Source organism: Aeromonas sp. Marseille-Q7275 (assembly GCF_965119515.1).
Genome location: NZ_CBCPLW010000034.1, coordinates 1 through 25157, shown reverse-complemented (window position 1 = coordinate 25157; position 25157 = coordinate 1). Strand labels below are relative to the sequence as shown.

The following is a 25157-nucleotide window of genomic DNA, read 5'->3' as shown; positions in this document are numbered from 1 at the left end:
CCGGCGCCTTGGGGGTCACGGGCACGGCGGGAGCCTTGGGCTCGGGAGCCGATGCAGCCGCCATGCTGTGCTGGGGCGCCTGGCCACGGCCATGCAATTCATCCAGCAGGCGTTCGAACTCGTCGTCGTCGATGAGCTCGTCCACCTCTTTTTGTACCGATTGCAGCGGGGAGAGATCCGGGGCGCCGCCGTGCTGGCCCTGGCCATGCAGCTGATCGAGCAGGGCCTCGAACTCGTCGTCCGTGATGTCGCCCGAGCCGCTCAACACGGGGGCGGCAGAGACCGTCGGCGCCTTGCCGGCACCGTGCAGTTCATCCAGCAGACGCTCGAATTCGTCGGCGGAGATCTCGTCGATCGAGCCGCCACCGTTGACGGCCACAGGGGCGCTCTCGACGACGATGACGGGTTCGGGCTCGGGTTCTGGCTGCTGCGGGGCGGCAACACTGGCGGTACGCAGCTGCTCCTGCCCTTCCGGTTTGCACAGCTCGTGCAGATCGTGCAGCAGATCCGCAGAGGCCGGGCTGGTCGGCTCCCGGTTCTGCACCTGGGCAAACATGACGTTGATGGCATCAAGGGCCTGCAAGATGACATCCATCAGCTCGGCACTGAGGGTTCGCTTGCCGTTGCGCAGCATGTCGAACAGGTTCTCGGCACCGTGGCAGACGTCCACCAGCTCGGTCAGGGAGAGGAAACCCGCTCCCCCCTTGACGGTATGGAAGCCGCGAAAGATGGCATTCAACAGATTCTTGTCATCGGGCCGCTTTTCCAAGTCGACCAGTTGTTCAGACAACTGTTCCAATATTTCTGATGCTTCGACCAAAAAGTCTTGCAGTATGTCTTCATCAACTTCGAAGGCCATGCGTCACTCCATTAGAATCCCAGGCTAGACAGCAGATCGTCCACATCATCTTGACCATTGACCACATCGGACCTTGTCTGCGGGTTCATGATGGGGCCCTCTGCCTCGATGCCGCTCGCTGGCAGGCTGCGCGCCGAATTCTCGATGACGGCCTCACCAAACATGGTCAGCATCTCTATCAACTTTGTTTCAACTTCCTGCACCAGCTTGATCACCTTGCGGATCATCTGACCGGTCAAGTCCTGGAAATCCTGAGCCATCAGGATTTCAGTCAGCAGTTGTCGTAACTTATCGGCATCCGTCTCCGAAGCCTTAATAAAATCATTCAGTTGATGGCAGAGTGCCTTGAACTGGCCCAGTTCAAGATCCCGGCTCATCAGGGCATTCCAATTGGGCATCACCAGCTGAATGTTGTCATTGAGCCGATCGGCGATGGGAAGGCTGGCCTCGACCGCATCCATGGTGCGATTGGCCGCCTTGTCCGTCATGTCGATGACATAGCTGAGCCGCTCCCGGGCATCCGGGATCTCATGGGTGGCCAGGTCGGGGATCCTGGGATCCAGGCGAAAATCTTGCAGTGAGTTGTGCAACTGGCGGGTCAGCTGCCCCACCTTGTCAAACAGGGCCGCCGCATTGGGGGCGCACACATCGGCGAGGATGGTATCGGCCTGTTCAAACTCTTCTCGCTCCAGGTGGGCAACCAGCATCCTTGCCTGTTCAAGCGAGATCATGGCACTCGTTTTGGCCTTCATCCCTGCCGCTCCTTAGCCGATTCGTTCAAAGATTTTGTCGAGCTTCTCTTTGAGGGTGGCGGCAGTGAACGGCTTGACGATATAGCCATTGACCCCGGCCTGGGCGGCTTCGATGATCTGCTCGCGCTTGGCTTCCGCAGTCACCATCAGTACCGGCAGGTGCTTGAGCTTGTCATCGAGACGGATCGCCTTGAGCAGGTCTATGCCCTGCATGCCGGGCATGTTCCAGTCGGTGACCACGAACTGATAATCGCCGTTTTTCAACATCGGCAGGGCCGTGTTGCCATCGTCTGCTTCATGGGTATTGTTATATCCCAGGTCACGCAGCAAGTTCTTGATAATCCGGCGCATCGTTGAAAAATCGTCGACGATGAGGATTTTCATGTTCTTGTCCAAAATTCCCTCCTAAATAGCCGCCAAAACGGCTCACTTACATGATGCAGATCGCAGGTTTTATGGTGCGGATTATGCCTTAGAGTTGCGTTCCAGTGTAGCCAGTACAACCACTTATAAATTCCAATCTCTCAAACGGGCCCGCAGCCTGTGCATGGCCTGGCTGTGGATCTGGCTCACCCGAGACTCGCTCACGCTCAGGACTTCCCCGATTTCACGCAAGTTCAGCTCTTCGTCGTAATACAGCGACAGCACCAGGGCTTCCCGTTCGGGCAGGCGGGCGATGTGTTCGGCCAGGGCGCCCTGAAAGCGCTCGGCCGCCAGATCGTCGAAGCCGCCGTGATCGCTGGCGTCATCGGGATGCCCTATCACATCCTCGCTGACCCCGAGATCCTCGATGCCGATGATCTTGCCGCAGGAGACATCCTGCAGCATGGCATGGTATTCGCCAAGGGAGACCCCCATGTTGGCGGCCACCTCGGTGTCTCTGGCATCCCGGCCATGGGCCTGCTCCACGTTCTCGATCGCCTCTGCGATGGCACGGCTGTTGCGGTGCACCGAGCGGGGCACCCAGTCCCCGCGGCGGATCTCGTCGAGCATGGCGCCGCGGATGCGGATGCCGGCATAGGTTTCAAAGCTGGCGCCCTTGCTGCCGTCAAAGTTGCGGGAAGCTTCGAGCAGCCCAATCATACCTGCCTGGATCAGGTCATCCAGCAAGACACTGCTTGGCAGGCGAGCCAATAAATGCTGGGCAATCCGCTTGACCAGCGGAGCATGACGCTCGACCAGCACGTAGGAATCCTGATGACGCAAGTATGCTTGGGCTTTATTCACGGGAGTCTTCCTGTGCTATGACCGGCTTTTGCAATAAGTTTTCCAGGAAAAATTCGAGGTGTCCCCCCGGCTGGTTCGGGATGGGCCAGCTCGCCGCCTTGTTCGCCAGGGCACGGAATGCCAGGGAGGCGGGGGACTTGGGAAACGCCTCGACGATCAGCTTCTGCTTGCGCACCGCGGCCCGCAGGTTGGTGTCGTAGGGCACGCAGGCCACCAGCTCCAGGGAGGTGTCCAGGAAGCGGTCGGTGACCCGGGTCAGCTTGGCGAACAGCTCCTGCCCCTCGCGCAGGGAGCGGACCATGTTGGCCACCACCTTGAAGCGGAACACCCCGTGATCCTTGGAGAGGATCTTGATGAGGGCATAGGCATCCGTGATGGAGGTGGGCTCGTCGCACACCACCACCATGATGTCCTGGGCCGCACGGGTGAAGCTCAGCACCATGTCGGAGATCCCCGCCGCCGTGTCCACCAGCAGCACGTCCACCTGGGTCTTCATCTCGCTGAAGGCGCGGATGAGCTCGGCGTGTTGCACCGGCGACAGCTCCACCATGGACTGGGTGCCCGAGGTGGCCGGCACTATCATCATGCCGTAGGGCCCCTCGACTATGATGTCGTCTATGGTGCACTCCCCCGCCAGCACATGGGAGAGGTTGCGGTGCACCCGCAGCCCCAGCATGACGTCGACGTTGGCCAGACCAAGGTCGGCATCCAGCACCAACACCCGCTTGCCCTGGGCGGCCATGGCTCCCGCCACGTTCAGGGTCACGTTGGTCTTGCCAACGCCCCCCTTGCCTCCGGACACGGCGATCACTTTCACTCGATTGTTTTGACGCATTTTGCGCAGACCACTCGCCTGATCCATATACATGTTACTCATAAAACTCCGAATCTTCGGCCTCGCCAAAACCTGAACCCCAGAAGTAAGGGTCTTCTGTTTCCCGCTCCAGCGAGCCCATGGCCGCGCCGACCAGCAGCGCCGCATTGGCAACTTGAATATCTTCCGGCACCCGCTGTCCATCCGTGATGTAGCTGATGGGCAGGGCGTTCTGAATGCATACGTTAATCACTTCACCCAGATTCAGGCTCTCATCGAGCTTGGTCAGGATGCAGCCGGAGAGCGGAATGCGCCGGAAGTGATCCACCGCCTCCTGCATCACCCGGCGCTGGGAGGTGGCCGACATGACCAGGTAGCTGCGAATGCGCACCTTGGCATTCTTCACCAGGGTGTCGAGCTGCTCGGTCAGGCGGATATCCCGCTGCCCCACCCCGGCGGTGTCGATGAGCACCAGCCGGCGGTGACGGAACTGATAGAGCGCACTGGCCAGCTCCTCGGCATCGCGCACCTGACGCACCGGGCAACCCATGATGCGACCATAGGTCTGCAGCTGTTCGTGGGCCCCGATCCTGTAGTTGTCCGTGGTGATGAGGGCCACCTGCTCGGCGCCATACTTCATGGCAAAGCGGGCCGCCAGCTTGGCGATGGTGGTGGTCTTGCCCACCCCAGTCGGGCCGAGCAGGGCCACGGCACCGCCCTGGCGCAGGATGTCGTCTTCGCTGATCTTGAGCTGGGCCGTCAGCACCTCGGCCAGCTGGGCCATCGCCTGATGGATGGGCATGTCTTCCGGGATAAGCCCGGCCAGCTGATCGGCGAAGGCATCATCGAACCCCATCTTCTTGAGTTCCTTGATGAGCAGCGCCCGCATCGGCTCGCGGCGCTCCACCTCCTGCCACATCAGGCCGGAGATCTGGTGCTCCAGCAGCTTGCGGATGCTCGCCATCTCCTTGCGCATCCCCTCCATCTCCTGATCCCGCGGGGCGGACGGGGCAGCACGGGGGCCGGGGGCCGGGCGCGCCTTGGGCTTGGCGGGCTCGGGGGCCGCACCCCACTGGCCCTGTTCGGCCAGGGTTCTGGGTGCGCTGGCGGCAGACGCCAGTCCGGCGGACTGGGTGCCGGCGCCGCCATTGCCGTTGCCCGCCCCATTCGCTGGCCATGACCCCTGAGCGGCGTTGCCGCCCGCCGGATTGGCCGGGTTGAGCTTCTGCTGGCGCGCCAGCAGGGCCGCCAGGGTATCGGCATAGTATTCGTTCTGCTCCTTGGGGGGAGCCGAGCGCGTCATCTGCTTGCCCGCAGACGAGATATTGACGCTCTCATCGTTCAACTGACGGCGAACCGGCGCATCTTTAGGTCCAGGCACCTGGGACTGATAATCGACGGCCGCGACTATCTCCACCCCACCGGTGACCTTTTTGTTGGACATGATGACGGCATCCGGCCCGAGAGTCTCCTTGACCTCGGCCAGCGCCGTGCGCATGTCTTTGGCAAAAAACCGCTTAATCTTCACCCGTCATCTCCGCTAACTAGCCCTGTCCCACCGCACTGACGATGCGGATCTGCTTGTCATCAGGCACTTCCTGATAAGACAGGACGCGTAATCCAGGAATGGCATTCTTGACAAATTTCGCCAGGGTATTGCGCAATATCCCCGATGTCAGAAGCACGGCCGGCTGGCCTTCCAGTTCTTGTCGTTGAGTGGCTTCCACCAGGGAGCGCTGCATCCGCTCCGCCAGTCCCGGTTCTATACCGGCGCCATCTCCCCCACCTGCTTGCAGGGATTGATGCAATATGCGTTCCAGTTCTGGTGAAAGGGTGATCACCGGCAGCTCGGGCTCGGGGCCGGCAATCTCCTGCACGATCAGCCTGCGCAGGGCGATACGGCAGGCGGCGGTCAGCACTTCCGGGTCAGGACTGCGTGGCGCATATTCCACGAGGGTCTGCAGGATAGTGCGCATATCGCGAATTGGCACGCCTTCATTGAGGAGATTTTGCAATACCTTGACCAGGTTGCCCATGCTGATCACCTCGGGAACCAGCCCTTCCACCAGCTTGCTCTGATGCTTCCCTATCATGTCCAGCAGTTGCTGCACCTCGTCGTGACCCAGCAGCAGGGCGGCATGGTTGGAGAGGATCTGGCTCAGGTGGGTTGCCACCACGGTGGCCGCATCCACCACTGTGTAGCCAAGGGTCTGGGCCTGGGAGACCTGATCCTTGGCGACCCAGACAGCTTCCAGTCCGAACGCGGGATCCTGGGTCGCTATGCCCTGGATCTGGCCGAACACCTGACCCGGGTTGATGGCCATCTCCTTGTCGTGATAGACGGTGGCCTCGCCGGTGCTCACCCCCATCAGGGTGATGCGGTACTGGTTGGGGGCGAGATCCAGGTTGTCGCGGATGTGCACCGCAGGCACCAGGAAGCCGAACTCCTGGGAGAGCTTCTTGCGCACCCCCTTGATCCGGTTGAGCAGCTCGCCCCCCTGGTTCTTGTCCACCAGCGGGATGAGCTGATAGCCCACCTCCAGGCCTATGATGTCCACCGGCATGACGTCATCCCAGCTCAGGTCCTTCTGCTCCACCGGGGCATCCCCCTGGGCCGGCAAGAGTTCACCGCTCGCCGCCCTCGCCTTGTTCAGTTTCTCCCGGCGCAGCAGCCACCAGGCCCCCGCTGCCGCCACGGCCCCCAGACTCAGGAAGGCCAGGTGCGGCATGCCGGGCACGCTGCCCATCATCAGCAGTATGCCGGCGGAGATCACCAGCGCCTTGGGGTTCTCGAACAGTTGGCCGAGCACGGCCGTGCCCATGTCCTGATCGGTATTTTGACGGGTGACTATGATGGCGGCGGCGATGGAGAGCAGCAGTGAGGGGATCTGGGCAACCAGGCCGTCACCTATGGCGAGCAGGGTGTAGATCTCGGCCGCTTCGCCGAAGCTGAGCTGGTGCTGCATCATGCCGATGATGAAGCCACCGATGATGTTGATGAAGAGGATCATGATGCCGGCGACGGCATCCCCCTTCACGAATTTGGAGGCACCGTCCATGGAGCCGTAGAAGTCAGCTTCCTGGGTCACGTCCTGACGGCGCTTCTTCGCCTCTTCCTGGTTGATGAGACCGGCGTTCAGGTCCGCATCTATGGCCATCTGCTTGCCGGGCATGGCATCCAGGGTGAAGCGGGCGCTCACCTCGGAGATCCGGCCCGCACCCTTGGTGACCACCACGAAGTTGATGATCACCAGGATCATGAAGACGATGATGCCCACCGCATAGTTGCCGCCGATCACCACGTTGCCGAAGGCCTCGATCACATGGCCCGCCGCCGCGCTGCCGTTGTGGCCTTCCAGCAGCACCACCCGGGTGGAGGCGACGTTGAGGGCGAGTCGCAGCAGGGTCGCTATCAGCAGGACTGTGGGGAAGGCGGCAAACTCCAGCGGCCGACGGGTATAGACGGCCACCAGCAGCACCACTATGGAGAGGGCGATGTTGAAGGAGAAGAGGATATCCAGCATCAGGGGCGGTATGGGGAGCACCACCATGCCGAGGGAGGCGAGCACCAGCAACGGGGTCCCTATCCCCTTGCTGAGCAACCATCTGTACTCTTTGAAACGGCTCACTCCAGCCTTGAATCCCATCGTTCTTCTCGATTTACCACTGCCGATGGCGAATTAAAGCAAATATCAAGCCAATTACCCAATGGCTTGATCTATATGGATTTTATTTTGATGCTGTCAGAAGTCCGTCGGAGGACTTGTTCGGGTAGCTTGATGGGCAGCGAGGTGTTGCCCGCAAATCCCGCTCAAACGGGCAACGCCATGGTGATCAGTGTGGGGAATAGCGCGCTGATCCATGCAAACGGGGCGGGAGCGAGGTTAGTTGCAATATTCAGGTGGCACAGTGGACAGCTCCCTGACAACGGGAGCAGTCAACGCCTCAGAGCAGTGACGACTTGTGATAGTCCGGTGGCACAATGGGCTGAACCATGGCGCTCAGGGCAGCCAGCCTCCACTGAACACCAGACTACCTGCGATATTCCGGTGCCATAGTGGACAGATCCTTGGGGATGGAGACAACCAGCGCCTCCCAAAATAGAGATTACTTGCGATATTCCGGCGGAATGGGGAGATCCCTGGCGACCGGGGTCGGACGGCGGCCACGGCCACGGCGGAACTTCTTGAGCTGATAGACGTAGGCCAGCACCTGGGCCACGGCGGCAAAGAGCCCCTCGGGGATCTCCTGGCCAATCTCGGTGGCATGGTAGATGGCCCGGGTCAGGGGCGGCGAGGACATCACGGGGATGTCGTATTCCCGCGCTATCTCCCGGATCTTCATCGCCACCTCGTCCACCCCCTTGGCCAGCACCTTGGGGGCGGCCCCCGGCTTGCCCGCGTCGTACTTCAGGGCAACCGAGTAGTGGGTCGGGTTGGTGATGATGACGTCCGCCTTGGGCACATCCCCCATCATGCGGCGCATCGCCATCTGCATCTGCAACTGGCGTATCCGCCCCTTGACCTCGGGCTTGCCCTCGCTGTCCTTGAACTCGTCCTTGATCTCCTGCTTGGTCATCTTGAGCTGGCGATTGTGGTTCCAGGTCTGGAAGGGCACGTCTATAGCGACGATGGGGATCAGGGCGCAGCAGAGGATGATCAGCATCCACAGCAGCAGATCCAGGGCGTCTATGATGCCGCCGGGGAAACCCTCGAGGGAGAGATTGAGCAGGTGATTGAACTGGCTCGACAGCATCCACCAGGCGAACAGGCTGATGAACACCACCTTGGCGATTGACTTGACGAGCTCCACCAGGGACTGCACCCCAAACATCCTCTTCAAACCACTCAAGGGGCTCAACTTGCTCCACTTGGGCAACATGGCCTCGGAGGAGAAGTTCATCCCCCCCAGCAATGTGTTGCCCACGAAGGCGGCTATGGTCACCAGCAGGAACAGCAGGCCGAGGGGTTGCAGCAGCTCCCACAGCAGGGTGGGCAGCATGACCCCCATGGCGTTGGGATCGAAGGCCTGATCCCGGTCCAGGGTAAAGCCCATGGTGAGCACCTTGACCATGGCACCCGCCAGGCTCTCCTTGATCATCAGCAAGCCGAACACGGTCGCCAGCAGGACGCTGGCGGTTCCCAGCTCCTTGGAGCGTGCAATCTGCCCTTTTTCCCGGGCCTGTTGCAGTCGTTTGCCCGTGGGTTGTTCTGTGCGTTCCTGATCGGTATCAGCCACGCTGACCCCCGACTGACTGGCCGCTGTCGATCAGCCAGCCGATAGCATGGCCTGGTTGTTCGGTGCCATTGACCCGATCGGTATCAATGGCATGCAGTCCCCCGACTGACTGGCCGTTGTAGATCAGCCAGCCGATAGCATGGCCTGGTTGTTCGGTGCCGTTGACCCGCTCGGTATCAATGAGATGCAGTCTCCCGACTGGCTGGCAACTGTCGAGCAGACCGGTATCAACCATTCTGCCCCCCCAGGCACTGGACCTTGATAAGCTCGCAGCTGGTCTCCTGCACCCGCTCCCAGAGGGAATCGAAGTGCCCCATGAAACCCCCTATGGTGAGCCAGAGGATGAAGAGGCCCGACATCATGCTGACCGCAAAGCCGATGCTGAAGATGTTGAGCTGGGGGGCCGCCCGGGTCATGACTCCGAACGCGAAGTTGATGAGCAGCAGGGCTATGATGGCCGACAGAGCCATCACCAGGGAGGCCTGGTACATGACCCCGAGGAAGCTCACCAGGCTGCGGATGGCGGGCAGGCTGAGCCCGCTGTCCGAGACCGGCAGGGTCTCGAAGCTCAGTACCACCATCCTGATCATCAGGAGATGGCCATCCACCGCCAGGAACACCAGGGTCGCCAGCATCAGGTAGAACTGGCCCACCACGGGGGCCGACTGGCCGTTCATGGGATCCACCAGGGTGGCGAAGCCCAGGCTGGTCTGCATGGCGATGATCTGGCCCGCCATCACGAAGCTTTCCAGCAGAAACTGGGTCATGAGGCCGAGCGCTATGCCGATGAGCAGCTGCTGCCCCAGCACCAGGAAGCTGCCGACGGAGAACAGCTCCACCTTGGGCATGGGGGGCAGCAGAGGGGCGATGATGAAGGTGATGGCGAGCGCCAGCCCCATGCGAACGTTGGCAGGAGCGAGCCGGCTGCCGAACACCGCCATCACCATCAGCAGGCTGCTCACCCGGGCAAGCGGCCAGAGCACGGACGCCAGCCACTCCATGATCACCGCAGTGGTATAGCTCACGCCGCCGCTCCGAAAGCCGTGGGACGGGTCGTCATCGGCAGCCTGATGGTCGCAAATGCCGACACTGGCATCAGCCGACCACCTCGGGGATCTGGCTCACCATCAGCTGGAAGAAGTCCATCAGACTCTGCAAGCCCCAGTGGGCACCGGCCCCCAGGGCCAGCAGGGTAACCACGAGACGGGGCAGGAAGCTCAGGGTCTGTTCGTTGATGGAGGTGGCGGCCTGGAAGATGGCGACCACCAGCCCCACCATCAGGCTCGGCAGGATCACGGCGCACACCATGATGGTCACCAGCCAGAGCGCCTCGCGGAATACGTCGACAAAGGTTTCAGGACTCATGTTCGTGCTCCTTGCGCGGCTTAACCGCCCGTCCCGGCCAGCCTGGCCAGGGACACCGGGATGAGCTTGAGGGACGGCATCACCCCGCCCCCAGCCCGAAGCTGGTGGCCAGGGAGCCCAGGATCAGGTTCCAGCCATCCACCATGACAAACAGCATCAGCTTGAACGGCAGGGAGACCTGAATTGGAGGACAGCATCATCACCCCGCCCCCAACCCGAAGCTGGTCGCCAGGGAGCCCAGGATCAGGTTCCAGCCATCCACCATGACGAACAGCATCAGCTTGAACGGCAGGGAGACCAGCATGGGGGAAAGCATCATCATCCCCATGGCCATCAGTATGCTCGCCACCACCAGATCGATGACCAGGAAGGGCAGAAACAGCATGAAGCCTATCTGGAAGGCGGTCTTGAGCTCGCTGGTGACGAAGGCCGGGATCAGCACCCGCAGCGGCACATCGGCAGGTTTCTCCACCTGCACGTTCGCTATCTCCATGAAGGTGTTGAGATCCTTGACCCGGGTCTGGGCCAGCATGAACTGGTGAATGGGCAGCTCGGCCTTCTCCAGCGCCTCCTTGGGCCCTATGGTCTCCGCCAGATAGGGCTGCAGCGCCTCCTCGTTGATGCGATCCAGCACCGGCGACATGATGAAGAAGGACATGAAGAGGGCGATGCCGATCAGCACCTGGTTGGACGGACTCTGCTGCAGGCCTATGGCCTGTCTGAGGATGCCGAGCACCACTATGATCCGGGTGAAGGAGGTCATCATGATGACAATGGCCGGCAGGAAGGAGAGCGCGGTCATCAGCGCCAGCACCTGCAGGGTCAGGCTGTACTCCTGACTGCCATCCGCCATGGTCTTGACCGTCAGCGCCGACATGCCGTCCTGGGCCATCGCCAGGGGCGACAGCAGCACGCAGAGCAGGCCCAGGCCCCCGATCCAGTTAACTTTTTTCATGCTTGCCCATCAATTTGCCGAGCTGCTGGGAGAAGGCCTGGGGCTGACGCTCGTCCAGGGGCTCTTCCAGGCGATAGAGGAAGTTGACCTGCTGCGGCGTCACCCCGATGAGCAGCTGTTGCTCGCCCACCTTGACCACCATCAGCTTCTCCTTGTAGCCGAGCGGCAGGGTGGCGATGACCTTCATCTGGCCGCCCCCCATCACCTGGGTGAGCTTGCTCTTCTTGAGCAGGAAGCCCAGTACCAGGATGAGGCCGATCACCATCAGGCTGGAGAGCAGCCAGGAGGTGATGCTGGGGGGAGTGGCGCCCGCCCCCGGGTTGGCCAGTGCGGGGGCGGCAAACAGTATCAGAGCGAGAGCACGGATCATTTGAGTTTCTTAATGCGCTCTATCTGGCTGATGACATCGGTCAGGCGAATGCCGAACTTGTCGTTTACCACCACCACTTCGCCGTGGGCGATCAGGGTGCCGTTGACCAGCACATCCAGGGGTTCGCCCGCCACCCGATCCAGCTCCACGACAGAGCCCTGGTTCAGCTGCAGCAGGTTGCGAATGCTGATCTGGCTGCGCCCCACTTCCATGGCGATGGTCACCGGGATGTCCAGAATGGTGTCCAGCTTGCGCCGCTCCTCGGCGCTGATGGGGGCGTCGTCCTTCAGCTCTTCCAGGGGGGCGGGCTTGGCCTCGGCCGTCACCTGCTCTTCCAGCGCGGCAGCCCAGGCGTCAGCCATCAGATCCTGCTCGTCATCGGTTCCGCTCATCTTCACTTCCTCATGCTGCTTCTTGACCCAGGTCGCAGGCGACGGGTCTGTTAGGGCTGTTTATCGGCGATGCTGCGTTCGAGCTCTTCCAGCTCGGCCTCGCCATCGATGCGCACGCCCCCCCGGGTCACCAGATGCATCTCTGTCTTGACTCCGTCAGGGCGCTTGATTTTGTCCACTATCTTGAGCGCCACGTTCTCCTTGGTGCGCCCCATCTTGGCGTGGAAGGTGGGCAGGTCCTCCACGAAGACCAGCAGGTTCTCCGGCATCTCCACCGGGATGATGTCGCCCGGTTGCAGCTCCATCAGCTCGCGCAGGGTCAGCTCTGTCTCCAGCAGCTTGGCCTTGAGCTCCACCTTGACGTCCATGATCTCGTCGCGCAGGGCCTTGCTCCAGCGCACGTCTGTGTCACCCTTGTCACTCTGCACCCCGGCATCCAGCAGCTCGCGGATGGGTTCGAGCATGGAGTAGGGCATGGCCACGTGGAAGTCGCCGCCGCCGCCATCCAGCTCGATGTGGAAGGAGCTCACCACTATCACCTCGGTGGGGCTGACGATGTTCGCCATGGCCGGGTTCACTTCCGAGTCGAGGTATTCGAAGCCGACGTCCATCACGGGCGCCCAGGCATCCTTGTAGTCCTCGAACACCAGCTTGAGCAGCATCTGAATGATGCGCCGCTCCGTGGGGGTGAACTCGCGCCCCTCGATCTTGGCGTGATAGCGGCCGTCGCCGCCGAAGAAGTTCTCCACCAGGATGAAGACGAGACGTGCCTCCATGGTGATGAGCGCCGTCCCCTTGAGCGGGCGGAAGCGCACCATGTTCAGGCTGGTCGGCACGAACAGGGTGTGCACGTACTCGCCGAACTTGAGCATCTGCACGCCGTTGATCGACACCTCGGCGGTGCGCCGCATCATGTTGAACAGGCTGATGCGCATGTGACGGGCGAACCGCTCGTTCACCAGCTCCAGGGTCGGCATGCGGCCACGGACGATGCGGTCCTGGGAGGAGAAGTCAAACTGGGCGATACCGGGATCCCCGGCCGCCCCTAGCTCTTCCTCTTCGACATCATCGACACCGTGCAGCAGGGCATCAATCTCGTCCTGACTTAACAGATCGCTCACGCTTCACCTTTCATTGCATGACAAAGCCGGTAAACAGCACTTGTTCTATTACGGGGGAAGAGACCAGATCCTTCAGGACCCGGCGACACTCTTCCAATGAATCCTGACGCAGCTTCTCCTTGCCCTCGAAGGTCATCAGCTGCTCGGCGGTGGCCGCGCTGAAGACCCGCAGCAGGGTCCCTTCGATCAGGGGAATGTTCTGTTTCGCCAGGGTCTCGTCAGCGGCCCCGCGCACCATCAGCTGGATCTTGATCTGCACCAGCCGATCCCGTTGCCCGCCCGCCACGTTGAACACGAAGGGACGCGGCATGCCCACATAGAGGGAGGGCTGGGGCGCACTGGCTTCGGGCTTGGCCTCGGCGGTGTCGGCCGCCGGCGCGTCCGACCCGGCAAACATGAACCAGGCACCGGCCCCGCCGCCACCCAGGAGGATGACGACCAGGGCGACTATCATGATCAGCTTCTTTTTCTTGGCCGCCGCCGGGTCCTTCAGCGTCAGTTCGTTATCGTCTGCCATCCCTTGTCCACCCTAGTCTCAAACTTGTTCGGTATCATAAACTTACTCGGGCAGGCATCAAGCATAGAAATCAATTCCGGCATCGTTTGTCGATTCCACCAGCAGACTCAGGGTGCGGGCCCTGCCCTCCCCCTCCGACTGGTCGCCACCGGCAAAGCCTCCCCCTTGCTGACCCTGACCGCCGAAGCCAGACTGGCCCTGTGATGACGGCTGTCCCTGCTGCTGTTGCCCCTGCTGCTGCGCCTGTTGTTGCACCACCGTCTGACCGAGCTGGATCCCCTGCCCCGCCAGCATGTCCCGCAGCCTGGGCATGGCCTGCTCCAGCATCTCCCGGGTCTGGCCATGCTGCACCACGAAGTGGACGCTGGCCTGGCTGGAGGCATCCAGCTGGATTTGGATCTTCATCTTGCCAAGGCCCAGGGGGTCTAGCTGGATCTCCGCCTGCTGCAGCTTGTCCGCCAGCATCAGGTTCACCTTCTGGTGCAACTGGGCTGGCGCCTCCGGGGTGGCCAGCTTGAGGTGCGGCAGGCTCTGGGGCTCCCGCCGCGCACTCACCTCGGCCGCCGGCTTGCCATCGCTGCTCTGAGCATGCTGCAGCGGCTGGCTTCCCTCGCTCGATTCGGTGCCCTTGACCTCGATCCCGAGCTGCTTGCCCAGCTCATCGAGCCTGGATTTCTGCGCCGCCGGCTTGAGATCCACGGCGGCTCCGACGGCCACCGCGGGTTCGGCCTCCATCTGCTGGATACCGGCCGAGAGCGCCGTCAGCGAGGCTTGCGGCCCCTGGGACTCGTGACGCGCCAGCGTCTGCTGGGGCGCCGTCAGCACGGGATCCGGGCTGGATGGAGCGGGCTGGGGAGTGGTGCCACTGGCCGCCGTCTCGGCTCTGGGGGCCGCGCCTGGCTTGGCCTCCCGGGCGTCACCAGCCGGGCTCGCCTTGTCGCCCTCGCCACCGGCAGTGCCAGGTTCTGGCGTGGCCTGCGCCGCGCCCTGGGGCTCCACCCTGACCACGCCTGCGTCGAAGGCCCTGGCGGTGGTCGCAGAGGCCGCGGTGATCTGTTCGTCATGGGAAACTGGCCCGGACGGCTGCCCGCCCGCCACCGAGCCCTGACTCGCCTGCACAGGGGGGGCCTCACCGGCCACCACCTTGGCAAGCAGGGCCGCCCGCGCCTCGCCGGACAAGGGTTCAGTCGCCACCGCGGCCGCCGGCTGACCGGCCTTGGGGGCCGCCGTGCTGTGTTCGGCAGTGGCCTGCTCGCTCTGCTGCGGCTCACCCGACGATGACTGGCCCTTGCCTGCGGCGACGGGTGCCTTGTCAGCGGCGAGCCCGCTCTCTTCATTTTCAAGGGGGAGCGCCTCTGCGCCCTGCCCATCGACCGCCACCGGCAAGGCAGGCGCCGCCCCCGCCATCACAGGCCCCGCGGCCTGTGCCACGGGATGCGACTCGGGCGGCAAGTCATTGCCGTCGACGGTCGCCGTCACCTCCTGGGGGGGCAAGGCAGGGGGCACCACCAGGCTGACATCCTGCCTGAGGGAGGCCTGAAGCTGCTGCAGAAAATCCTCGGGGGGAAGCTCGGTCTCCTCAGAGGGCGCCTTGCTGGCCGCCTCCTGACTGTCCGTTGCCTCGGCAGACGCCAAAGATTTGGCATCCGGGGTGGTCACTGCCTGGGCGTCGTCACCCCCTTGACTGGCCGATGGCTCCTGGCCCAGCAGCTGGGCCCTCGCCATGGCATCGGCAAATGCGGCCTTGCCGTCCGCCAGCGACAGATCCTTTCCTTCCCCCCCGGCGAGGAGCGAGGGCGACAGGGCGCCGTCGGCAGGGACTGCCTGACTGGGCGCTAGGTTTAACTGGGTCTGTATCATGCTGGGATCCCTGACGACAATCCTGTGATGACCGCACATCCAGGGGCGGAGGCGGCGTCTTAGCCTGTGTTGGCAATAGAAAGCAAGTTACAGGCCAGAATGGTGATAGCGTCGCAGTATGGCGTAATCGTCCAGCATCTTCTGCTCCTGACGCTGGGCCTTCAGCTGCGCTCGTCCCGCCTGCTTCTCGAGCAGCAGCTCGACGGCCTTGCGCCGCTGCTGGGCTTCGAGCCACTGGGTACGGCACTGGGCCAGCGCCTCGCGCACCTGCAGCACCCCTTGGTACTGCTGGGTCGCCGCATTTTCCAGCTTGTTGATGAAGGCGTGATACTGGCTGTTCTGCTGGGGCGTGATCCCCTGCAGGCCGCGATCCGTCCACTGCTGGTGATAGATCTGGCGGTACTGGTTGAGGGCGTTCTGCTGATCCATGAACAGCTTGAGATCCTGCTGGGCCTTGGCCAGCGCCATGGCGGCCTGCTGTTCGGCCTCCAGCAGCCGGCCCGCCAGCAACGTCAATCCTTTACTCATAAGGGCTCTCCACCGGTTAACGCATCAGCGGCATGGCCACCAGCTGCAGGGATTGCAGGCCTTCGTCGTAGTGAATGACCTCGCGCATCTTCTGCTGCAAGAACTGATCCAGATAGGGTTTCTGAATGATGGCCCTGTCGATGCGCGGATCCGATCCCTGGCTGTAGGCGCCTATGGTGATGAGATCCCGGTTCTGCTGATAGAGGGAGTAGAACTGCTTGAAGGCGCGCGCCAGCTCCATGTGCTCAGGTGAGGTCACCATGGGCATGACCCGGCTGATGGACTTTTCGATGTCGATGGCCGGGTAGTGGCCCGCATCCGCCAGCTCCCGTGCCAGCACTATGTGGCCATCCAGGATGGCCCGCGCCGCGTCGGCGATGGGATCCTGCAGATCGTCCCCCTCCGTCAGCACGGTGAAAAAGGCCGTGATGGAGCCCTGGCCATCGCTGCCGTTGCCGGCCCGCTCCACCAGCGCCGGCAATTTGGCAAACACCGAGGGGGGGTAGCCCTTGGTGGCCGGCGGCTCCCCCACCGCCAGGGCGATCTCGCGCTGAGCCTGGGCGTAGCGGGTGAGGGAGTCCATCAGCAGCAGCACGTTGAGCCCCTGCTCGCGGAAATACTCGGCGATGGCGAGCGCCGTCTCGCACCCCTTGAGCCGCATCAGCGGCGAGGCATCGGCCGGCGCCGCCACCACCACGGCGCGCTCGCGCCCCTCGGCGCCGAGGATCTCCTCGATGAACTCCTTCACCTCCCGACCCCGCTCGCCGATGAGGCCCACCACCACCACGTCCGCCACCGAGCCACGGGTCATCATGCCGAGCAGCACCGACTTGCCGACCCCGGAGCCGGCAAACAGCCCCATCCGCTGACCCCGTCCCACGGTGAGCACGGCGTTGATGGCGCGCACCCCCACGTCCATGGGCTCATGGATGGGACGACGGGCCAGGGGGTTGATGCGATGCTGGGCGAACTGCACCGTCTGGGAGGAGATGATGGGGCCCAGCCCGTCCAGGGGCTGACCTATGCCATCTATGACCCGGCCGAGCAGGTTCATGCCCACGGGGATGCCGTGATCCTCGGTGATGGGCACCACACGGGCGCCGGGGATGACCCCCTTGAGCTGCTCGCTCGGCATCAGAAACAGCCGATCGCCGGAGAAGCCCACCACTTCGGCCTCCAGCACGCCGTCCTGGGTGTCGATGCGGCAGAGGGCACCGATGGCGGCGCGGCAGCCGATGGCTTCCAGGGTCAGCCCCACCACCCGGGTGAGTTTGCCCGCCACCGGCGGTATGGGAGCCAGATCGCGGACCCGGTAGCCTTGCAGTCGACTGAGCAGGGATGCGGTCATCGCGCCTCCAGAGAGAAAGGGGAAAGAGTGTCAGCCGGCATTGTCACGAAGGGAAATGGTGCGCAGCAGCCTGGCTTCCCCTTGCCTGACCGGAAAAGGGTGTCAGCCGGCATTGTCACGAAGGGAGAGGGGGCGCAGCAGCCAGGCTCCCCTGTGCCTGACCGGAAAAGAGTGTCAGCCGGCATTGCCGCGAAGGGAGAGGGGGCGCAGCAGCCAGGCTCCCCTGTGCCTGACCGGAAAAGGGTGTCAGCCGGCATTGTCACGAAGGAAGTTGCGCAGCAGTTGCTCGATGCGCCCCGAGAGGGTCAGATCGATGCTGGAGAGTTCGGTGGCCAGCTGCAGATCCCCCGGGGAGAGGGTGGGATCGCTTTGCAGCCGCCAGTGACGCCGGGCACACTCCTCGGCGCCGAAGGCCTGCTCGACCCGGGCCACATCCTCCGGGTGCAGCATCAGGGTGACCCCCTGCTCGGCGGCGGGCAGCAGGGCAAGGCCCTGCTTGAGGGCTTCGAGCAGCAGTCTTGGGGAGGTCTCGGCCTCGTGGCGAATGAGGGCGCGGGCAAGCTGCTGGACCAGCGTGATGAGCTGCTGCTCCACGGCGCCATCCAGCTCCTGGAGCGGATTGGCGAGGCGGGCGGCGAGCCCCTGCCAGTGGGCAATCTCCTGCTCCACCTGGTCGCGGCCCAGGGCCAGCCCCTCTTCGCGACCCTGCTCCAGGCCCGCCTGATGGCCCTGCTGCAAGCCTTCCAGCTTGCCCTCTTCGAGCCCCTTGGCAAAACCGGCCTCCCGCCCCTCGACCAGCCCCTCTTCCCAGGCGGCCTGGCGGATTGCCTCCACCTCTTCGGCGGTGATGCTGGGGGTGGGCTCCTCCGGCTGCTCTTCTGGCGGCATCTCGTCCGCCTGCTCCTGGCGATACCAGTCAGGGCCGAGCCCCAGGGCATTGCTCTGGATCTCGGACTCGACCTCCATCTCGGGCCAGCCCCAGGCCTCTACCCGGGTCTCGTCCGTCTCGGGTCTGACATAACCCCGCAGCTTGCTGTTCTTGTTATTCATGTGCGAAAGACACTCCTGGCGTGCCGGACGAAGGGGGCGACATCATCGCACATTCCATTGCCCATGGCTTAGAGGAACTCTTCGCCACCGCCGGCCCCCAGCATGATCTCGCCCGCGTCCGCCAGACGGCGTGCCGTGGAGAGGATCTCCTTCTGGGCGGCTTCCACCTCGGAAACCCGGATCGGCCCCATGGCCTCCAGATCGTCCGCCAGCATCTCGGCGGCCCGCTTGGACATGTTCTTGAACACCTTCTCGCGCATCTGGTCGTCCGAGCCCTTGAGGGCCCGTTGCAGCAGATCCCCGGGCACTTCCCGCAGCAGGGTCTGGATGCCCCGATCGTCCACGTCGATGAGGTTCTCGAACACGAACATCAAGTCCTGGATCTGCTGGCTCATCTCCTCGTCCGACTCGCGGATGGAGTCCATCAGCTGGCCTTCGATGTTGGTGTCCAGGTAGTTCATGATGTTGGCGGCAGCCTTGAGGCCACCCATCTTGGCCGCCTGGGCACCGGCCGCACCGGCGAACTGCTTCTCCATGATGTCGTTGAGCTCTTGCAGCGCCGCCGGTTGCACCTCTTCGAGGTTGGCGATACGCATCACCAAGTCGAGGCGCACCTGCTCCGGGAACTGGCTCAATATCTCGGCGGACTGCTCCGGCTCCAGATAGGAGAGCACTATGGTCTGGATCTGCGGGTGCTCGTTCTGGATGATGCTGGCCACCTGGCGGGCATCCATCCACTTGAGGGAGTCGAGGCCGCGGGCACCGGATCCCAGGATGATCTGATCCACCAGGTTGCTGGCCTTGTCCTCCCCGAGCGCCGCCACCAGGGCCTTGCGCACGAAGTCTTCGCTGCCGATGCCGATGTTGGTGTATTTCTGGATGTCGTCGATAAATTGACGATGCACCGCCGCCACCCGATCGTGACTGAAATCCGACATGGAGGCCATGGACATGCCGAGCCGCTGCACCTGCTTGGGCTCGAGGTGGCGGAAGATCTGGGCGGCATCCTCCTCGTTGAGGCTCAGCATCAGCACCGCCGCCATCTCCATCCCGCCCATCTGATCCAGGATCTGGCGCTGGCTTTCGGTGATGTCGTTACCGGTGACTTGGTTTTTCTTCTCTTCAGGCATCTCGGTTCGTTACCCATTCTTTGATGACCTGAGCGGCCAGGTCTGGTTCATTCGCTACCAAGGCGCGTACGGCCTTGAGCAGGTCCTCGTCACGGTGCAAGTCAGGCAGCTTGAGCTGGCCATCCCGCAGGCCGAACACCGGCTCGGCCTCGGCCTGGGCCGCCAGCAGGCTCAGCTCGTCGTCGCCACCCAGTACGGTGTGGTTGTCGAAGTCCAGCTCCCCTTCCGGCTTGGCATCCGGGTAGAGCAGGCGCTTGAGCATGGGCCGCACCACGGTGACGATGAGCACTATGATGACCAGCACCGAGGCGGCGATGCGCACCGCGCGCCAGAACCAGGGCTGCTCGTAGATAGGCATGTCGGCCACGGCTTCCAGCTCGGGGCGGTTGAACGGAATGGCAACCACCTCCAGGGTGTCTCCCCGGGTCACGTCAAAGCCGAGGCCGCCGCTCAGCAGACGGCGCAGGGTATCGAGCTCGGCCTGGCTGCGGGGCTCGCGAGTGACCGCCCCCTCAGCACCGGGAGTGGCCTTGTAATCCACCGCCACCGACACCGTCATGCGGCGGATGCCGCCCTGCTGGCGCCGGATGTGGCTGACGGTGGTGTCCAGTTCGAAGTTGCGGGTCGCCTCCTTGCGGGAGCGGCCGGAAGAGCCGGTTCCCCCTTCAGCGCCGGCGGCCTGCTCGGGAATGCTGGAGGCGGCGGGGGGCTGATTGGTGAGTGCACCAGGCACGCCGCCATTGCTGCCATTGGCGCTGTTCTCTTCCACCGTCATCTCGGAGCGCACCGCAGGCAGGTCCGGATTGTAGGTCTTGCGGGTCTGCTCCTGCTGGGAGAAGTCGAGGGAGAGATCCACCTCGGCCGTATAGTTGTCGGCTCCCAGCACCGGGATCAGGATGGCGTCAATTTTTTGTTTGTATTCGAGCTCCTGCTTCTGCTGCATCGCAAACTCCTTGCGAGTCTGGGCAGAGAGCGGGTCTTGCGAGCCGGAGTTGAGCAGGCGGCCGTTCTGATCGGTCACGGTGACGCGGGTCGGCTCCAGGCCGTGCACGGCGGAGGCGACCATGTCGACGATGGAGTCCACCTCCCCCTGGCCCAGGGCAGCCCCTTTCAGGCTCAGCACGACGGTGGCGCTCGGCTTGCGCTCGTTGCGGGCGAACACGTTGTCCTTGGGAATGGCCAGCAGCACCTGGGCCTTGGCGACGTTCTGGAACTGCTCGATGGCGCTCGCCAGCTGGCGCTCGCGGCTCAGTTTCAGACGCTCGCTCTCCATGCGCTGGCTGACCCCGAAGCTGGAGTCCTTGAGCAGTATGGCTTCGCCGTCGTTGCTGGCCTCGCTGCTGCTGGCGAGGCCGGCGCGGGTCAGGCGCAGCCGGATGTCCGCATAATTCTCGGCACTGACCAGCACGCTCTTGCCTTCGACCTGATAGGGGATCTTCTGCTGATCCAGATAATCCAGGGTGGAGACCAGCTCCTGGGTGTTGAAGGTGCCGAGGGGACGCATCTCCGGCTCCTTGCCCCACAAGAGGATGAAGACGGCGATGGCCAGACAGATGGTCAACCCCAGGATCAGGGTGATCTGCCGCAACACATCGGTGTTGGACAAGAAGCCCAGGGCCGAGCTCTTCTGCTCGTGCTCATCGAGGGCGGCAGCCCCCTCGTTGTTCATCAGCAGATCGCCGTTTGGATCGTTAGCCACTCTTCAGGTCCTTATTGCTGACATCTTCGTGATGCTCGGTCGCCATGGGGCCGAGTTATACCGGCATGTTCATGATGGTCTTGTAGGCATCGACCATCTTGTTGCGCACCTGTACCGTCGCCTCGAAGGCGATGGAGGATTTCTGCCCGGCGATCATCACCTCGGACAGGTCCACCGACTTGTCGCCCATATCGAACCGGGTGCGCAGATCGTTGGCGCTGCCCTGCAACTCGTTGACGTTGTCCAGGGCCTGCTGCAGCATCTGACCGAAATCCGAGTTGACCGGACGACCGGGCTGGGTCAGCGGCGTGGCACCGGCTTCGACCTTGAGTGCCTGCATCTCTTGCATCAGGCTGCTTGCGCTAATTTCCATCTTCCCTTCCCAGACAAATCATTGACACTGGCAAGCCTTAAGCAATTAGAGTGCCAAAAGGGAAGATGGACTGGCCGCCGGCGCCAAGGGGGAGCCACAAGCGGGCCTCCTGGCCCCGACTCATGTCACCCCAGCACCAGCTTCAGATAACCGAGATGCAGATCTCGGTGCTCGTCCGCTGGCAGCTTGACCAGCACCTCGTCGTGCAGGAAGCGCGCCTTCTCGGTGGCCTGCTCAGGGTCCGCCAGGCCCACCGCCACCAGCCTGGCGACGATGGCCAGCGCCAGAGCCATGGTCGCCTCGTCCGCCCGTCCCCAGCCGAAGACGACCCCCTCAGCCGCCCCTTCCGCCAGGGGTGCGACCTCATCGCCATTGACCCAGAGGACCATGGGACTGCCCTCCTGCAGCCGCAGATAGATGCACTGCCGCTCCCACTCCCGGCGCCGCTCCACGGCAGATTCAGATGCTTGGGTCATGCCACTCTCCTTGTTCAACGACTGTGTCTTGCTTGCGCCCATGAAAAAGAGGGCCGAAGGCCCCCTTTTTACTGCAAGTCACGTCATTTAAACAGGCAGTATTTCAACATGATAAAAGAAAAATACCGGATCGCAGCCAGGGACCTTCGTCACTTGTTCAGATCCTCATCAAGCCAGTATTTGGAACCCGAGATATTGGCATCGAGCAGCAGCCCCTTCTCCCCGATCTGGTAGATGGCCATGCCGCCATTGTACTTGGCGGTCAGCTCGGCACTCTCCTTGCCGGCCACGGCCCCCACTTCGGAGGTGGCCTCCCAGCCCTTGTTGACGAAGGCATCGAACCTGGCCTTGTCTTCAAACAGCACCACCTGCTGGTAGAACTTGCCCCCCATGCCGGCGGCCAGCCCGGCGCCAAACATCTTCATATAGGTGTGCTTGCCCGTCTTGCGATTGATGGCAACCCCGGATCCCTGGTTGGTGTGCACCATCAGGGAGAACTTGCGCGAGTCGAACACCGCATAGCCATAGGCCTTGTCAAACAGCAGCTTGGCGGAGGGTTGCTCGTTGAACAGCCGTACCAGGGCGGTATCGGCCATGGTATCCAGGGCGGTTCTGGCCTCGGCGGGGGTCTTGGGCTCCAGCATGGTGTCGAGCTTCTTGTCGGCGGCCGTCAACCACTCCTTGCCGGTGGCGGCGCTCTCTTCCGTCCAGGCGCCCGCCTTGTTGTAGGCATCGGCTCCCCAGGTGGAGACAGACTCCCAGGTCGCCTTGGAGAAGTCGGTGATCCCCTGCCAGGCTTCCTTGCTGGTGTCGCTCACCGCGGTGCCAAGCTCGGAGGCCGCTTCCTTCAATTTCGCCCAGTCGGCATGGCTGGGGCCAGATGCAAGTGCCAGGACGGCGGCAATCAACCAGGATCGGCTCTTCATTGTGTGCTCCTTTAATATCCCATCAGCGGACATGTCACCCTATCAGATTTAAGACTACTCAAAGAAGTCCTGAGTGCCTGTCCCCTCCAGCGGGTCAACCAGGGCCAGGCTTCCCCGGCGGCGAGGGGACGGCGGCTGTGCCCTCATGAGCGGGCACAGCCTCCCTGACGGCAAGGGACAAAAGCTGACCGTAAATATTGTTCGGCCTGACAACCTCGGTTGTATAGTTTTTGGTTAGCCATTCCGGTAAAATCCGCGCCCTTGAATAAGAGCCACCTAAGAGTGATTGAGCGATGTCCAACACAAAACAGGCCCCCAAAGTAGGATTCGTCTCCTTGGGTTGACCCAAAGCAACAAGACCAATCCATGGCTAATACTGTCAGTAAGGCTTGTGCTGGCGGGCTCCCATCACTGTACCGGTGCCGGAGTTGCAAGCTGTAGTACTGACATGTTGCTCAACACAGGATCATATATCCCGTTACCTAGGAGGTGTTCGTCCGTTCAACCATCAGGATACGCCCGAACTCGCTCAGGCTGTGCTCGACCTCCTCAGCCGCATCGAGCATGGGATCCTGACTGAACGCCTAGGCTAGGATGTTATGTTGGGTTTACCGATATTAAAGAGGTGCTTAATGACGTCCGTCTCTATGGAGACTCATAAGGCGATAAAAATGCTAATTGGCGCCGGTTATAATCCAAAGAAGCTGAGGCTACGTTGGCATTACTTTACGAGGATGAGCGACAAATAAGTCCACCAATACAGCAAACCGCGAGAAAGACCCGAATGCCCTCCATCATGTCAGAGACTTGTTCACTTTCTTAGCTCCTGAGGTATCGGCCATTGCTGCTTAAAATCCATAAATTCGGCAACAAACGAAACCATAATGCTCTTAACAAATTCATCATATACGGATTGATTGATAGTGACATGTACGAATGACTCCACTCTCAAAGAATCTCCTACTGCGGCTAGGAAATCCGCATCTTGAAAGGTTAGTGTCACTGTGCCACTTTTTTGATTCTGGCTCAGAACGATCTGCTGATTGGACATTTTCCACCTCGAAATGATGCTTATATGCAGTGTCATTATATGCGTGTACTCACAGCCGTGTACAGCACGCCGTATAACGTAGACCATAGATCCTCTAGTGAGGAGATAAAATGGATTCTGACGAGTTTGAGCTGGCGATGCTCGCAACTGCATTCGGTAAAAATGTACGAGAGCTGCGGTCTGCACGAGGTATGCAACAGGAAAAACTAGCACTAATTGCTGGTATAGACCGTGGTCATATGGGAAAAATCGAACGTGGGGAAACTAGGGTAACCCTGGAAAAAGTTTATCAGATCGCCAAGGCCCTAGGGGTCTCGCCTGCATCATTGCTGCCATAACCATAGCTGTTGCTCTAACCAAATGGCCTGCCAATAAACTCGAACATGCCAAACACCTAACCTTATAACTGCATACAAACCACCCAAGTCTGGTCTGGTCTGGTCTGGTCTGGTCTGGTCTGGTCTGGTCTGGTCTGGTCTGGTCTGGTCTGGTCTGGTCTGGTACAGTTTCAGCCAGTGCCAGGCGAAACCACATTCGTTGTCATCAGAAGCATCGTCCAGACGGCCAACTAGAAACCGGCAGGTTTCTCAATCCCCTCATTGTTGACCACAACAAAACCATTGAAAACAATAACCCTGAGCTTGGGGGCATTCTGAAAATATCGATGATACTGAGGTTGGTGTACTCAGACTCGACTGCACAGGCATTACACAGCGTATCGAGCGCTGAAATTAATTTAGCTCGACCGGTATGAATCGCTACACCGCATCGTACAGCATCATCCAATCTGCCATCTCAAGCCCTATCCATATCACCAAAAAATGTATTCTGGCTCATAGTTAGCCAGTTCTGAGTGTGCAGCCAAGCTGGGCTGGCTAACATTTCGTTTTAATCATATACACAACCCCGTAGCTCTCATTTCTACTCTGCCACCAGTACAGCGACGAATAACTATGGGGAACGATCCTACCGGCTGAAATAGATAGGACTGCAACGCAGAGCGAAACGGCGTTGGAGCACTCTTGCATCCTAGGTCACATATTTTCATGTCAGATACAATCATAGGTAGAGACATTGTGCAGTCATCTTCGTTTTACCATTTACAA

The 25157-nt window shown here is 61.7% G+C and carries 26 protein-coding genes and 1 pseudogene; 1 reads left to right on the top strand and 26 read right to left on the bottom strand.

From position 1 onward, the window contains the following. The 26 genes and pseudogenes from ACWPWQ_RS20880 to ACWPWQ_RS20755 form a co-directional block, all read right to left on the bottom strand. A partial coding sequence (locus ACWPWQ_RS20880) for an Hpt domain-containing protein (RefSeq protein ID WP_454010663.1) occupies window positions 1-859 on the bottom strand: 859 nt, incomplete at its 3' end. Between the two features lie 11 nt (window positions 860-870). Further along, on the bottom strand, window positions 871-1611 hold the full coding sequence (locus ACWPWQ_RS20875; RefSeq protein ID WP_025326257.1) for a protein phosphatase CheZ: 741 nt from the start codon (window positions 1609-1611) through the stop codon (window positions 871-873). Between the two features lie 12 nt (window positions 1612-1623). Continuing rightward, entirely contained in the window at window positions 1624-1995 is a 372-nt protein-coding gene (gene cheY / locus ACWPWQ_RS20870; RefSeq protein WP_425266319.1) for a chemotaxis response regulator CheY, read from the bottom strand. A 123-nt stretch (window positions 1996-2118) separates the two neighbouring features. Next, window positions 2119-2838 carry an RNA polymerase sigma factor FliA gene (locus ACWPWQ_RS20865; RefSeq protein ID WP_454010662.1) on the bottom strand — a complete coding sequence of 240 codons (720 nt, stop codon included), beginning with the start codon at window positions 2836-2838 and terminating at the stop codon, window positions 2119-2121. Beyond that, the gene (locus tag ACWPWQ_RS20860) at window positions 2831-3706 is read right to left on the bottom strand and encodes a MinD/ParA family protein (RefSeq protein ID WP_025326254.1); all 876 of its coding nucleotides are present in this window, start codon (window positions 3704-3706) and stop codon (window positions 2831-2833) included. Before ACWPWQ_RS20860 ends, ACWPWQ_RS20865 begins: the two co-directional genes overlap by 8 nt. Window position 3707: 1 nt before the next feature. After that, on the bottom strand, window positions 3708-5180 hold the full coding sequence (flhF, locus tag ACWPWQ_RS20855; protein WP_454010661.1) for a flagellar biosynthesis protein FlhF: 1473 nt from the start codon (window positions 5178-5180) through the stop codon (window positions 3708-3710). Window positions 5181-5196: 16 nt separating this feature from the next. Further along, complete coding sequence (flhA, locus tag ACWPWQ_RS20850; protein ID WP_139435519.1) at window positions 5197-7299, bottom strand: flagellar biosynthesis protein FlhA; 2103 nt, start codon at window positions 7297-7299, stop codon at window positions 5197-5199. Window positions 7300-7759: 460 nt separating this feature from the next. Then, on the bottom strand, window positions 7760-8890 hold the full coding sequence (gene flhB / locus ACWPWQ_RS20845; RefSeq protein ID WP_042650090.1) for a flagellar biosynthesis protein FlhB: 1131 nt from the start codon (window positions 8888-8890) through the stop codon (window positions 7760-7762). Beyond that, window positions 8883-9125, bottom strand: coding sequence for a hypothetical protein (locus tag ACWPWQ_RS20840; RefSeq protein WP_454010660.1), 243 nt, complete (start codon window positions 9123-9125; stop codon window positions 8883-8885). The genes flhB and ACWPWQ_RS20840 overlap by 8 nt, the downstream gene beginning before the upstream one ends. Next, entirely contained in the window at window positions 9118-9915 is a 798-nt protein-coding gene (gene fliR / locus ACWPWQ_RS20835) for a flagellar biosynthetic protein FliR (protein WP_202046411.1), read from the bottom strand. Before fliR ends, ACWPWQ_RS20840 begins: the two co-directional genes overlap by 8 nt. 70 nt (window positions 9916-9985) lie before the next feature. Then, window positions 9986-10255 (bottom strand): flagellar biosynthesis protein FliQ, encoded by a 270-nt coding sequence (fliQ, locus tag ACWPWQ_RS20830; RefSeq protein WP_010673927.1) that lies wholly within the window; start codon window positions 10253-10255, stop codon window positions 9986-9988. A gap of 79 nt (window positions 10256-10334) precedes the next feature. Further along, window positions 10335-11210, bottom strand: a pseudogene (gene fliP, locus ACWPWQ_RS20825) (flagellar type III secretion system pore protein FliP). Beyond that, the gene (fliO, locus tag ACWPWQ_RS20820; RefSeq protein ID WP_202046413.1) at window positions 11197-11580 is read right to left on the bottom strand and encodes a flagellar biosynthetic protein FliO; all 384 of its coding nucleotides are present in this window, start codon (window positions 11578-11580) and stop codon (window positions 11197-11199) included. Before fliO ends, fliP begins: the two are co-directional and overlap by 14 nt. Further along, window positions 11577-11972, bottom strand: a complete 396-nt coding sequence (fliN, locus tag ACWPWQ_RS20815; RefSeq protein WP_025326247.1) for a flagellar motor switch protein FliN — start codon at window positions 11970-11972, stop codon at window positions 11577-11579. The genes fliO and fliN overlap by 4 nt, the downstream gene beginning before the upstream one ends. Before the next feature lie 50 nt (window positions 11973-12022). Then, window positions 12023-13093, bottom strand: a complete 1071-nt coding sequence (gene fliM / locus ACWPWQ_RS20810) for a flagellar motor switch protein FliM (RefSeq protein WP_042650084.1) — start codon at window positions 13091-13093, stop codon at window positions 12023-12025. A gap of 10 nt (window positions 13094-13103) precedes the next feature. Next, entirely contained in the window at window positions 13104-13610 is a 507-nt protein-coding gene (gene fliL / locus ACWPWQ_RS20805) for a flagellar basal body-associated protein FliL (RefSeq protein WP_319912799.1), read from the bottom strand. Window positions 13611-13667: 57 nt separating this feature from the next. Beyond that, a complete protein-coding gene (locus ACWPWQ_RS20800) occupies window positions 13668-15470 on the bottom strand; it encodes a flagellar hook-length control protein FliK (RefSeq protein WP_454010659.1) in 1803 nt (600 codons plus the stop codon). Between the two features lie 87 nt (window positions 15471-15557). Beyond that, the gene (gene fliJ / locus ACWPWQ_RS20795; protein ID WP_139435529.1) at window positions 15558-15998 is read right to left on the bottom strand and encodes a flagellar export protein FliJ; all 441 of its coding nucleotides are present in this window, start codon (window positions 15996-15998) and stop codon (window positions 15558-15560) included. 16 nt (window positions 15999-16014) lie between these two features. Continuing rightward, window positions 16015-17346, bottom strand: a complete 1332-nt coding sequence (gene fliI, locus ACWPWQ_RS20790) for a flagellar protein export ATPase FliI (protein ID WP_139435531.1) — start codon at window positions 17344-17346, stop codon at window positions 16015-16017. A gap of 246 nt (window positions 17347-17592) precedes the next feature. After that, the gene (gene fliH / locus ACWPWQ_RS20785; RefSeq protein ID WP_454010658.1) at window positions 17593-18396 is read right to left on the bottom strand and encodes a flagellar assembly protein FliH; all 804 of its coding nucleotides are present in this window, start codon (window positions 18394-18396) and stop codon (window positions 17593-17595) included. Window positions 18397-18464: 68 nt separating this feature from the next. Continuing rightward, entirely contained in the window at window positions 18465-19526 is a 1062-nt protein-coding gene (gene fliG, locus ACWPWQ_RS20780) for a flagellar motor switch protein FliG (protein ID WP_139435536.1), read from the bottom strand. Continuing rightward, a complete protein-coding gene (gene fliF / locus ACWPWQ_RS20775) occupies window positions 19519-21225 on the bottom strand; it encodes a flagellar basal-body MS-ring/collar protein FliF (RefSeq protein WP_162519164.1) in 1707 nt (568 codons plus the stop codon). Before fliF ends, fliG begins: the two co-directional genes overlap by 8 nt. A 55-nt stretch (window positions 21226-21280) precedes the next feature. Then, window positions 21281-21598 (bottom strand): flagellar hook-basal body complex protein FliE, encoded by a 318-nt coding sequence (gene fliE, locus ACWPWQ_RS20770; protein ID WP_106887480.1) that lies wholly within the window; start codon window positions 21596-21598, stop codon window positions 21281-21283. 125 nt (window positions 21599-21723) lie between these two features. Beyond that, window positions 21724-22074 carry a hypothetical protein gene (locus tag ACWPWQ_RS20765; RefSeq protein WP_454010657.1) on the bottom strand — a complete coding sequence of 117 codons (351 nt, stop codon included), beginning with the start codon at window positions 22072-22074 and terminating at the stop codon, window positions 21724-21726. 149 nt (window positions 22075-22223) lie between these two features. Continuing rightward, the gene (gene befA, locus ACWPWQ_RS20760; RefSeq protein WP_139435540.1) at window positions 22224-23000 is read right to left on the bottom strand and encodes a beta cell expansion factor BefA; all 777 of its coding nucleotides are present in this window, start codon (window positions 22998-23000) and stop codon (window positions 22224-22226) included. Window positions 23001-23811: 811 nt separating this feature from the next. After that, window positions 23812-24051 (bottom strand): hypothetical protein, encoded by a 240-nt coding sequence (locus tag ACWPWQ_RS20755; RefSeq protein ID WP_042024897.1) that lies wholly within the window; start codon window positions 24049-24051, stop codon window positions 23812-23814. Between the two features lie 110 nt (window positions 24052-24161). Between ACWPWQ_RS20755 and ACWPWQ_RS20750 the strand changes: the two genes are divergently transcribed. Then, a complete protein-coding gene (locus ACWPWQ_RS20750; RefSeq protein ID WP_080768707.1) occupies window positions 24162-24389 on the top strand; it encodes a helix-turn-helix domain-containing protein in 228 nt (75 codons plus the stop codon). The last annotated feature ends 768 nt before the right edge of the window (window positions 24390-25157 follow it).

Bases quoted from the DNA above. Each gene is read 5' to 3' on its own strand.
- flhA (WP_139435519.1), bottom strand. From the start codon at position 7,299: ATGGGATTCAAGGCTGGAGTGAGCCGTTTCAAAGAGTACAGATGGTTG.
- fliO (WP_202046413.1), bottom strand. From the start codon at position 11,580: ATGATCCGTGCTCTCGCTCTGATACTGTTTGCCGCCCCCGCACTGGCC.
- fliE (WP_106887480.1), bottom strand. From the start codon at position 21,598: ATGGAAATTAGCGCAAGCAGCCTGATGCAAGAGATGCAGGCACTCAAG.
- fliN (WP_025326247.1), bottom strand. From the start codon at position 11,972: ATGAGCGGAACCGATGACGAGCAGGATCTGATGGCTGACGCCTGGGCT.
- cheY (WP_425266319.1), bottom strand. From the start codon at position 1,995: ATGAAAATCCTCATCGTCGACGATTTTTCAACGATGCGCCGGATTATC.
- fliI (WP_139435531.1), bottom strand. From the start codon at position 17,346: ATGACCGCATCCCTGCTCAGTCGACTGCAAGGCTACCGGGTCCGCGAT.
- fliQ (WP_010673927.1), bottom strand. From the start codon at position 10,255: ATGAGTCCTGAAACCTTTGTCGACGTATTCCGCGAGGCGCTCTGGCTG.
- fliH (WP_454010658.1), bottom strand. From the start codon at position 18,396: ATGAATAACAAGAACAGCAAGCTGCGGGGTTATGTCAGACCCGAGACG.
- ACWPWQ_RS20765 (WP_454010657.1), bottom strand. From the start codon at position 22,074: ATGACCCAAGCATCTGAATCTGCCGTGGAGCGGCGCCGGGAGTGGGAG.
- ACWPWQ_RS20840 (WP_454010660.1), bottom strand. From the start codon at position 9,125: ATGGTTGATACCGGTCTGCTCGACAGTTGCCAGCCAGTCGGGAGACTG.
- ACWPWQ_RS20750 (WP_080768707.1), top strand. From the start codon at position 24,162: ATGGATTCTGACGAGTTTGAGCTGGCGATGCTCGCAACTGCATTCGGT.
- ACWPWQ_RS20860 (WP_025326254.1), bottom strand. From the start codon at position 3,706: ATGTATATGGATCAGGCGAGTGGTCTGCGCAAAATGCGTCAAAACAAT.
- ACWPWQ_RS20755 (WP_042024897.1), bottom strand. From the start codon at position 24,051: ATGTCCAATCAGCAGATCGTTCTGAGCCAGAATCAAAAAAGTGGCACA.
- befA (WP_139435540.1), bottom strand. From the start codon at position 23,000: ATGAAGAGCCGATCCTGGTTGATTGCCGCCGTCCTGGCACTTGCATCT.
- ACWPWQ_RS20875 (WP_025326257.1), bottom strand. From the start codon at position 1,611: ATGAAGGCCAAAACGAGTGCCATGATCTCGCTTGAACAGGCAAGGATG.
- fliJ (WP_139435529.1), bottom strand. From the start codon at position 15,998: ATGAGTAAAGGATTGACGTTGCTGGCGGGCCGGCTGCTGGAGGCCGAA.
- ACWPWQ_RS20800 (WP_454010659.1), bottom strand. From the start codon at position 15,470: ATGATACAGACCCAGTTAAACCTAGCGCCCAGTCAGGCAGTCCCTGCC.
- fliL (WP_319912799.1), bottom strand. From the start codon at position 13,610: ATGGCAGACGATAACGAACTGACGCTGAAGGACCCGGCGGCGGCCAAG.
- fliG (WP_139435536.1), bottom strand. From the start codon at position 19,526: ATGCCTGAAGAGAAGAAAAACCAAGTCACCGGTAACGACATCACCGAA.